9 protein-coding genes, 1 tRNA gene and 1 pseudogene are annotated in these 8,522 nt (G+C 68.4%); 4 read left to right on the forward strand and 7 right to left on the reverse strand.

The features are described from left to right. Nucleotides 1–28 precede the first annotated feature (28 nt). The gene (locus ITJ67_RS17605; protein ID WP_194678505.1) at nt 29–1,336 is read right to left on the reverse strand and encodes a D-arabinono-1,4-lactone oxidase; all 1,308 of its coding nucleotides are present in this window, start codon (nt 1,334–1,336) and stop codon (nt 29–31) included. A 210-nt stretch (nt 1,337–1,546) separates the two neighbouring features. Next, nucleotides 1,547–1,619: transfer RNA gene (locus tag ITJ67_RS17610), tRNA-Lys, on the reverse strand. An 89-nt stretch (nt 1,620–1,708) separates the two neighbouring features. On the opposite strand from ITJ67_RS17610, the gene bcp reads away from it, so the two are divergent. After that, the gene (gene bcp / locus ITJ67_RS17615; protein ID WP_160071485.1) at nt 1,709–2,188 is read left to right on the forward strand and encodes a thioredoxin-dependent thiol peroxidase; all 480 of its coding nucleotides are present in this window, start codon (nt 1,709–1,711) and stop codon (nt 2,186–2,188) included. A 32-nt stretch (nt 2,189–2,220) separates the two neighbouring features. Here the strand turns inward: bcp and ITJ67_RS17620 are convergent, their stop codons facing one another. Continuing rightward, nucleotides 2,221–2,637, reverse strand: a complete 417-nt coding sequence (locus ITJ67_RS17620; protein WP_194678506.1) for a hypothetical protein — start codon at nt 2,635–2,637, stop codon at nt 2,221–2,223. Nucleotides 2,638–2,816: 179 nt separating this feature from the next. Between ITJ67_RS17620 and ITJ67_RS17625 the strand changes: the two genes are divergently transcribed. Next, nucleotides 2,817–3,065 (forward strand): WhiB family transcriptional regulator, encoded by a 249-nt coding sequence (locus ITJ67_RS17625; RefSeq protein ID WP_068476994.1) that lies wholly within the window; start codon nt 2,817–2,819, stop codon nt 3,063–3,065. Between the two features lie 75 nt (nt 3,066–3,140). Here the strand turns inward: ITJ67_RS17625 and ITJ67_RS17630 are convergent. The 3 genes and pseudogenes from ITJ67_RS17630 to ITJ67_RS17640 form a co-directional block, all read right to left on the reverse strand. Next, nucleotides 3,141–4,616 (reverse strand): annotated as a pseudogene (locus tag ITJ67_RS17630) (sensor histidine kinase); the annotation flags it as partial. Nucleotides 4,617–4,625: 9 nt separating this feature from the next. Then, on the reverse strand, nt 4,626–6,149 hold the full coding sequence (locus ITJ67_RS17635; RefSeq protein ID WP_194678507.1) for a MinD/ParA family ATP-binding protein: 1,524 nt from the start codon (nt 6,147–6,149) through the stop codon (nt 4,626–4,628). A 1-nt stretch (nt 6,150) separates the two neighbouring features. Further along, entirely contained in the window at nt 6,151–6,777 is a 627-nt protein-coding gene (locus ITJ67_RS17640; RefSeq protein WP_194678508.1) for a hypothetical protein, read from the reverse strand. A gap of 125 nt (nt 6,778–6,902) precedes the next feature. Between ITJ67_RS17640 and ITJ67_RS20370 the strand changes: the two genes are divergently transcribed. Further along, complete coding sequence (locus tag ITJ67_RS20370; RefSeq protein WP_160071481.1) at nt 6,903–7,235, forward strand: helix-turn-helix domain-containing protein; 333 nt, start codon at nt 6,903–6,905, stop codon at nt 7,233–7,235. Between the two features lie 72 nt (nt 7,236–7,307). On the opposite strand, the gene ITJ67_RS17650 is transcribed toward ITJ67_RS20370, so the two are convergent. Continuing rightward, complete coding sequence (locus ITJ67_RS17650) at nt 7,308–7,904, reverse strand: hypothetical protein (protein ID WP_160071480.1); 597 nt, start codon at nt 7,902–7,904, stop codon at nt 7,308–7,310. 138 nt (nt 7,905–8,042) lie between these two features. Between ITJ67_RS17650 and ITJ67_RS17655 the strand changes: the two genes are divergently transcribed. Further along, the gene (locus tag ITJ67_RS17655) at nt 8,043–8,510 is read left to right on the forward strand and encodes an Rv3235 family protein (RefSeq protein WP_160071479.1); all 468 of its coding nucleotides are present in this window, start codon (nt 8,043–8,045) and stop codon (nt 8,508–8,510) included. Nucleotides 8,511–8,522: the final 12 nt, after the last annotated feature.

An 8,522-nucleotide genomic window follows, 5' to 3' on the forward strand; every position in this document is an offset into this window, starting at 1 on the left:
AGCACGCCCCGCAGGGCCGCGTGGGCCGCTAGTGCGCCCCGAGGACTCTCGTGAGGTGGGCGTTGTCGAACACGCCTGCAGGGTCGAGGCGTTCCCGCGCCGTGTGGAAGTCACCGAAGCGCGTGATGACGTGCTTGAACTCCTCGGCCCGCACCGTGTGGAAGCTCCCCCAGTGCGGCAGACCACCAAGGCGGAGGAACAGGTCCTCGGCGGCACTGAAGATTGGTCGGGCGTCGAGCGTCGACGGGACTCGGACGGCGATATTGCCGACGGCCCGGCGGTAGGCATTCGACAGGCACGCGTCGTCGGCGGCAGTCGTCGAGATGCGCACGGCGTATGGGAGGTTCAGGTGGGCGCGCTCGATGGTCTCGTCAAGCGCGCGAAGCACCTCAGGCGTCTCGGCGATGGGGAACGAGTACTCGAGCGAAGCGAACCGCACCGGGGCGGGCTCCGCGAGCGCCCGCATTGGGCCGAGCGTCGACTCACCCACCGGATGCACGCGGTTCGCGAGCCTGTTCACGGCGGGAGTCAGCAGTGGCAGCGACTTCGAGAGTCCGATCGCGAGCACTTCGCCAAGCGCACCGAACGACGCCGAACGTCGCGACGGCGTCGGCTCGTCCGCGATCTCACCTGACTCGCGGAACCCTTGCGTGACGAACACCTCGTCGGTGTGCGGCCGCCAGCTCGCGGAGAAGTGGTCGGCCCCAGAGGCGAGGACCTCGAACTCGTCGACGAGCGCGCTCATGCGCATCTCCTCGGCGGAGGTGCGGATGCGGTAGCCGGGGACGATGCGGAACACGAGCTCCGTGAAGACGCCGAGCGCGCCGAGGCTGAGCTTGACCGACGGCCACAGCTCGAGATCCTGGTGGGCGCTGACCGTGACCAGCTCGCCCGTGCCCGACACGAGCGTGGCCGAGACGAGCTGGGATGAGAGGCTCGCGAAGCGCGCCCCCGTGCCGTGGCTGCCCGTGGCGACGGCGCCGCCGAGCGTGACGGCCGGGTTGTTCGGGATGTTCTCGAGTTGCCAGCCGTAGGACTCGAGGAGTGCCCCCGCCTCGGCGATCGTGGTGCCCGCGCCGAATGCGGCCTCGCGGCTGTCGAGGTCGATCCAGTTCAGGCCGCGCAGCCCGCGCGCGTCGAGCAGGACATCAGGCGCTGCCGCGAGGGCGTTCGAGGTGTGGCTCGCGCCGACCGGTCGAACATGCCTGCCACTCGCGTAGGCGTCCGCGACGATCTGCTGCACGTCCGCGGCGACCCGCGGAGCAACGATGCTCGAGGGGTTCGCCCGTGCGGTTCGCGGCCAGTTCGCCCAAAGTTCACCGGGTGCATTCGTCACGGAATCCGCCTCCTCGTCGTCGGCGCATTCCGCGCCAAGCCAGTGCATGCCCATTCTGCCAGCACCCAGCCTCCAAGAACGGCAGACTGGCGAAGGGCTGGTCGACGAGGAGCGATGAGGACCGGTGCCAGAGCCTGCAGACAGATGCAAGAGCCTGCACACAGATGCAAGAAGGCCCGGTAGCTGGCGAGAGCTACCGGGCCTATCTCGTACACCCCCTCGGACTTGAACCGAGAACCCATTGATTAAGAGTCAATTGCTCTGCCAATTGAGCTAGAGGTGCATGTCGTTCCGTTTCCGTGGCGACCGAGAGAGCATAGCACTGTTTTGAACTCGAAGTCCAATCGCCCGCAACATGCCACGATTGAGGGCATGACGACATCAACTCCGGCCCGCCTCGAGCCGGGCGCCAGCGCCCCGGACTTCACTCTCACCGACCAGGACGGCAGCACCGTCTCCCTCGCCGACTTCCGCGGCAAGCGGGTCATCCTCTACACGTACCCGGAGGCGTTCACTCCCGGATGCACGGCTGAGGCCTGCGACTTCCGCGAGAGCGACGCTCCCCTGCGCGCCGCCGGCTACACGATCCTCGGCATCTCCTCGGACGACCCGGAGAAGCTGGCTGAGTTCCGCGAAGCGGAGCACCTCGACTTCACGCTCCTGAGCGACGCCGATCACGCGGTTCAGACCGCCTACGGCGCGTACGGCGAGCGCAACAAGTACGGGCGCGTCGCAGTCGGCTCCATCCGCTCCACCTTCGTGATCGACGAGGAGGGACGCATCGTGCACGCGCTGTACAACGTTCGAGCGGCGGGCCACGTCGCCCGCATCCTCAAGCTGCTCGAGGTCTAGCCGCTCCTCGAGTTCGAGAAGCGACTGGAGGCCTAGCGAGACTCGGGCAGCTCGTCGTCGTCGCGGTGCAGTGCACGGCCGGTAGCCGGATGCACGGCCGCGACGATGCCGACGATGCTGACCGCGGTCAGCGCCCAGCCGACCCAGACGGTGATATCGCCCTGGAGGAACACCCAGGCGACTGCCAGCTGCATGATCTGCCAGGTGATGGCGGCCCCGCGGACCCAGGAGCGCAGGCGGAGCGTTGACACGGTGACGAGCGCCAGCAGGACTGCTCCAAGCAGCGACAGACCAGCGAGCGCAAGGGATGACGCGAGGAACTCGGCCTCCTGCGCAGCCGTCTCGATGACGAGGAACACCGTCGCGGCGGCGAGGATCGCAGCCTCCAGCCCGAGGACTCCGGCGAGCAGCAGGACGGTCTTCGGTCGCTTGGTCGTGCCGGTGCTCACGAATTACCCCTTGCCTGGAAAATCACGCTGTGGCAAAATCTTTCTCTAGGTAGAGATACCCGGAGGAATGCAAAATCGAGGCCAAGTCTATAGGCCAGTCACCGCATCCCGGGTTCCAGAACTTCGCTCCCAGCGGAGCGTTTTTGTGCGCGAGGCGCACTCGATAAGGAGCACCACTGATGGATTGGCGCGACACTGCCGCCTGCTTGGACGCAGATCCCGAGCTTTTCTTCCCCGTCGGGAACACCGGCCCAGCTGTAGACCAGATCGATGCTGCGAAGGCCGTCTGCGCCTCGTGCAAGGTCACCGAGGTGTGCCTCCAGTACGCACTCGACACCGGTCAGGATTCCGGCGTCTGGGGAGGCCTCTCGGAGGACGAGCGCCGCGCGCTCAAGCGCCGCGCAGCGAGGGCTCGACGGGCTTCCTAGAAACCGAACACTCAGCGGCCTGGCCGCGGATCGCCTGACGGGCGGCGCGCACGCGCCGCCCGGTTGGCGGTTCCCGCGGCTCGGGATGCGCAGCTTCACCTGCGTGCCCTCACCTGGTTCCGAGTGCCATTCGATCGAGCCTCCGAGTTCGCCCTCGACGAGCGTGCGCACGATCTGCGTTCCGAGACCAGCCCCGATTCGCCCAGCGACGAATCCGGAGCCGGTGTCGGCGACCGTGACGGAGAGGCCTCCTGGCGTCTGCTCGGCGGTGACCGTCACCTCGCCTTCCTGGCCGGCGAGGCCGTGCTCGACGGAGTTCGTGACGAGCTCGGTGAGCGCCAAGGCGAGGGGCGTGGCGTACTCGCTCGGCAGCGTGCCGAAGCGACCGCTGACGACTGGTCTGACGACCGTGTTGGAGGTCGAGGACACTTCGGTGATGAGTTTCATCACGCGGAGGAACACCTCGTCGAAGTCGACGGTCTGCGAGAAGCCTCCGGAGAGCGTGTCGTGCACGACCGCGATGGAGGAGACGCGCCGCATCGCCTGGGTGAGCGACTCCCTCGCTTCGTCGCTGCGGGACCGCCGGGCCTGGATGCGCAGGAGGGCCGCGACCGTCTGGAGGTTGTTCTTGACCCGGTGATGGATCTCGCGGATCGTGGCGTCCTTGGTGATGAGCTCCTGCTGCTGGTGCCTGACGTCGGTGGTGTCGCGGCAGAGCACGATCGCGCCCGTGCGCTCTCCGTGCGCCCGCAGCGGGAGTGCACGGAGGGTGACGGTGATGTCTCGTGCCTCGACGTCGGTCATCCAGGGTGCACGACCGGTGACGACGAGCGGAAGCGCCTCGTCGACCGTGACGCGGCTCTTGTCGTGGACCAGGGCGGAAGCGACTTCCGAGAGCACCTCGCCTTCGAGCTCGCCGCCGAAGCCGAGCTTGTTCATCGCGCTCAGCGCGTTTGCGCTCGCGAACGTGACAACCCCATCGCGGTCGAGCCGGATGAGTCCGTCTGAGGCGCGAGGCGCGCCCCGGCGGGAGATCTGCGGGGCTTCCGGGTCGGGGAAGGCGCCTTCTTCGATCATGGCGAAGATCTCGTCCGCGCAGTCACGGAAGGTCTCTTCCTGCCGCGTGATGGAACGGGTGCTGCCGAGGTTGGTGTGCCGTGTGATGACGGCGATGGGGTGCTGGCTCACGCCCTCGCCTGGGAGACGGCAGAAGACGGGCGTGACGAGAAGCTGTGTCGGGATCTCGTCGAACCAGTCGGGCTCTGTCGAGCGCACGGTGGTGCCCTCTTCGTAGGCGCGGCGAACGGCAACCGCCCACTGCTCGCGGACGGGCTGCCCGATGAGGTCGCGGTAGAACAGCGTCGGGGCGCTCGATGGGCGACCCTGCGCGACCGCCACGAAGTCGTCGTCCTTGGTGTGGACCCAGAGAACCACGTCGGCGCACGAGAGGTCGGTGAGGAGCTGCCAGTCGGCGCTCAGCTGGAGTATCCACGACTGCTCAGCTTCACTGAGGGTTCCGCGGCGCTGGAGTTGCGAGGAGAGACTGGACACTCGGTCAGCTTAGGAGTTCTGACCTTGCAGTTCGCCACGACCGCGCCAGAATCGACGAAATGGAGCACTTCCTGCCGTCCGCTTGCCGGGGCGGACGCCTGCAGCCGCCGTGGCGTCCGTCTCCGCGTCCGCCTCCGCCAGCAGTGTGTCTGCAACGTAGCTGGAGATCGCGCGCGCGAATCCGGAGCGGGGACTCGCGTAGGTCACGGGCTCGCCAGACAGGAACGCACGGTCGCACGCCGACTGGTCGAGCGGGATGAGGGCGCTCGCCTGCAGACCGGCGAAACGCGAGAGCACGTGCTTGATCTGCCCCGCGGCGCCAAGTCCGACCGCCTCCCCCCGCACTCGGTTGACGATCACGTCCACGGGCGTCTCCCCGACGATCTCGATGAGGTTCACCCTCGCTCGCAGGAACCGCTGCAGGCCGACCGCCTGCCCGTCTGCGACGGCCAGGATCCGGTCTGCGGCGCCGAGGGCGGTGAGCGTCGCCGCCGATCGACGAGGGGAGAAGGCGTCGCTCGCGATCTCGTCGTCGCTCTCGAGGCTGAATCCCACGTCGACGACGACGAGGTCGGCGATCTCCCGGCACCTCTCGAGCACGGTGAGGACGCGCTCCCGGCTGAGCTCCGGCCATCTGGCGGGGTTGGCGATGCCCGTGAGCACGAGCATCTCGTCTCGACCGATTGCATAGGGAGCTACGATGCGTTCGAGCTCGGCGAGCGTCAGCCGGGCCGCCCCCGCGAGTCGGCACGCGGCTGCGAAGCCAGGGGCCTCGTCGGTGATGCCGAGCATGGCGGCGAGCGATCCCCCGTAGCTGTCGGCATCGATGAGGAGCACCCTCCGACCTGCCGCGGCCGCACTGGCGGCGACCGCGGCAGCGACCGTCGATGCTCCCGGCGCCCCGTGCGAGCCCCAGACGGCGAGCAGGTCGCCTCTGCCTCCCTGGTCGCGCCTTCGCACCGGGCGTGGTGTCTCCGCGGCCCCCGGCGCTCTCGTCGCCCGAGTCACCGCGTGGGCACGGGCTCGCCCTGCACGCCTGGTCGCGGACCGGCTGCCCTCGATCACCGGAGCGTTCTCCGAATCGTGGCTCGCCCCAACGGGCCCCGCATCCACCGTTCGAGACGCGGCCGCAGGAGGCCTCGCGAACGATGGAGACTGCTGCGGGATCGGTCCCGTCGCGACATCTCCGACGGCGTCTGGCGCGGACCCGATCACCATCTCGATCTCGCTCCAGCTCGCCGCGGCTTCTACGATCTCCCTCGCAGAGAGCGTCTCCGCGTTGCGGCGCTCGAGGTCGCTTGCCACCACGACGATGAAACGCGCCCCGAACCGGGCGCAGGCGGCAAGGCTCCGCACCGTCAGCGTCTCCGGAGCGCCCTGCAGCAGGACGATCTCGGGGCGAAGACGCTCGACTGCGGTTGCGGCGGCGAGCCCGCCGGAGACACGGTCGACGATGTCGTGCCCGGCCGCGATGATGCCTTCCAGGAGGCGGGCCTCGATCTCGAAGTCGATGGCCATCAGGATGCGTGCCATCTCAGCGATCCGCCTCGAGATACACGGGGACAAGCGCGACGCGCGCGTCGTTGCTGATGACAGCGAGCAGCGTGGGTATCTCGCTCTTCGGGAGGAGCAGTTCGACTCGATCAGCCTGGCTGCGCGAGAGCGCCCCTTCCCGGGGGAGGATCTTCGCGACGACGGCGCTCGCCGAGATGAGGACTGGCGCACCGTAGGTTCCTGGGCTGCTCTCCTGGCTCGACCAGAGCTCCACCGCAGCGCCCGCGGCCAGCTCCGTCGGGAGGCCGCCCGCGATCTCCACGACGATCGAGGTGCGGCTGGGGTCTGCGACTCCGATCAGTGATCTTGGGACGAGCTCGCCCGACTGCACTGCCTGCGTCACGACGAACTCGCCCTTCGGGACGGTCTCGGCGTCGAGGTACGCCCCGGAGCTCGCCCCGAGACCGACCTCGACCGGGACGAGGTCGTCGACCGTCAGCACCGCGCCCGGCGCGATCGTCGATGCGGCCGCGTAGGCGATCGACGTGCGGTTGCCGACGACGAGCACCCCCACGACCCCCAGCACCGACACGGCGACGAGAAGCACGCCGATGACGACCCTCGGGTCAACCCAGCGTCTCGGTTTCCGAGTCTTGGTCACGGTCATGCGTCTCTCCCCCACCGTCGGTCGCCAGGCGTGACGACTCGGACATCGTGGCGCAAGGTGGGAAACGGCGCAGAAGTTATCCACAACGGGGGACGAGCAAGCGAGGGCGCGCGATAATCGACGGCATGAACGCATCCGTTGACCCCCAGTCAATTGGCCGCTTCCTGACCCTCGCCGAGGTCTGCGAGATCCTCAACGTCACGATGGATGTCGCAGTGGGACTCGTGCAGAGCGCGGAGCTGCCCGCGATCCGCATCGGTGGAGTCGGCGAATGGCGGGTCGAGCGGAGCATGCTCGAGCAGTACATCGACGACCAGTACGACTACCAGCGCCGTGTCGCGGCACTCCGGCAGGCCGAGTTCGCCGACTCCGGCGACTTCGTGACCTCTGACGAGCATCAGCTAGCCCCGGATGAGCCTCAGGACCAAGCCACTCCGCGACTTCGACCACTCCTCTAACTCTCACCGACCAGCGACGCCGGAGAGCGCTCCGCGGGCGTGCGGGGCATCGATTCGTGGACAGACGCCGGCTCAGTCGCCGGCGAGGATCACGAGACGCAGATCGTCGAGCGGGATGATCCGGTAGGCGACGACATCCCTCGACCGACGCGCGACCCCTCGCTCGTGCACGGCGACGTCGACGTGGTCGCGGGCGACGCGGTCGATCGTGCCGACGATCGTGCCGGTGGTCACGACGAACTCGCACTGCGCACGGCGCCGACCGAGGTCTCGGAGTGCGAATGCCAACCCCAGCCTGCCGGAGAGATCGCCTGGCCTGTTCCCCGTGGACTCGCGCAGGCTCGCGAGCAGCTGCGCCTCGGTGAGCACCAGCGACGCGATACCGGCAGTCGGCACGATGCAGACGCGAACCCGCCCCGATTCTGCGACGAGCTCGGCCGAGAGCCAGTCGCTGCCGAAGGCCCGTGGGCGCACTGCCACGATCGACCCGTCGGACATCTGCAGCGAGACGGCGTCGTCACCGCTCTCCGCGAGCGCGACGAGCCGTTCTCGCAGCGAGAGCCGCCCGACCCGAAGTCGTTCGTCGTCGATGGCGCGCCTGGCGGCCTCGTCGTCGATCCCGCCCTGAAGCTGACCTGCGAGGTCGTCGAACATGTCGTCCCAGCGCACGCGGCCAGCGTAGGGGCAGGCGCCGCAGCGGCAAGAGTTATCCACAGGGCAGTTCGAACCTCGCGAGCTGAGCCCGACGCGTGGTTCCATGACGCCAGGCGGTTCGGGGGGAATCGCCGCAGAACACTCGGGGGCCGCATGTTGCCAGCGCGCAGCATCGGGGCGCTACGCGCCGTCGATGCAACTCATCCATCCGCCACGTCCGGGGCGGGGGTGCTCATCGATGCCGATCCGCTGTTCGTCCGCGCCCGCACGGCCGCGAGTGACCTCCCCGACCCGAGCCCGCTCATCTCGAACCTCGCTAGGAGCGTCGTCGAGGTCATCGCGGGCGTCCGCGACATCGAGCAGCTCTCGCGGTGGGTCACCGACGACGTCTTCCGACATCTCCTCATCCGCACGCAGCACGCGAACAGAGCGCGGCAGGCGCGGCGTCGACCGACGCGACGCCCGCACTTCGTGGAGCTGAGCCTGCGGGTGCAGACCACGAGCGAGAACATCGTCGACGCGGTTGTCATCCTCGATTTCGGGGCGCGCGTGCGCGCGGTCACCGTGCGATTGGAAGGTCTCGATCGTCGCTGGCGGGCGTCCGCGATCCACGTGCTCTGATCGCGGACGCCC

The sequence above is a fragment of the Pseudoclavibacter sp. VKM Ac-2867 genome (assembly GCF_015351275.1).
Lineage (GTDB): Bacteria > Actinomycetota > Actinomycetes > Actinomycetales > Microbacteriaceae > Pseudoclavibacter.

Coding starts and splice junctions, on each gene's coding strand:
- bcp (WP_160071485.1), top strand. CDS start 1,709: ATGACGACATCAACTCCGGCCCGCCTCGAGCCGGGCGCCAGCGCCCCG.
- ITJ67_RS17625 (WP_068476994.1), top strand. CDS start 2,817: ATGGATTGGCGCGACACTGCCGCCTGCTTGGACGCAGATCCCGAGCTT.
- ITJ67_RS17635 (WP_194678507.1), bottom strand. CDS start 6,149: ATGGCACGCATCCTGATGGCCATCGACTTCGAGATCGAGGCCCGCCTC.
- ITJ67_RS17640 (WP_194678508.1), bottom strand. CDS start 6,777: ATGACCGTGACCAAGACTCGGAAACCGAGACGCTGGGTTGACCCGAGG.
- ITJ67_RS20370 (WP_160071481.1), top strand. CDS start 6,903: ATGAACGCATCCGTTGACCCCCAGTCAATTGGCCGCTTCCTGACCCTC.
- ITJ67_RS17655 (WP_160071479.1), top strand. CDS start 8,043: ATGTTGCCAGCGCGCAGCATCGGGGCGCTACGCGCCGTCGATGCAACT.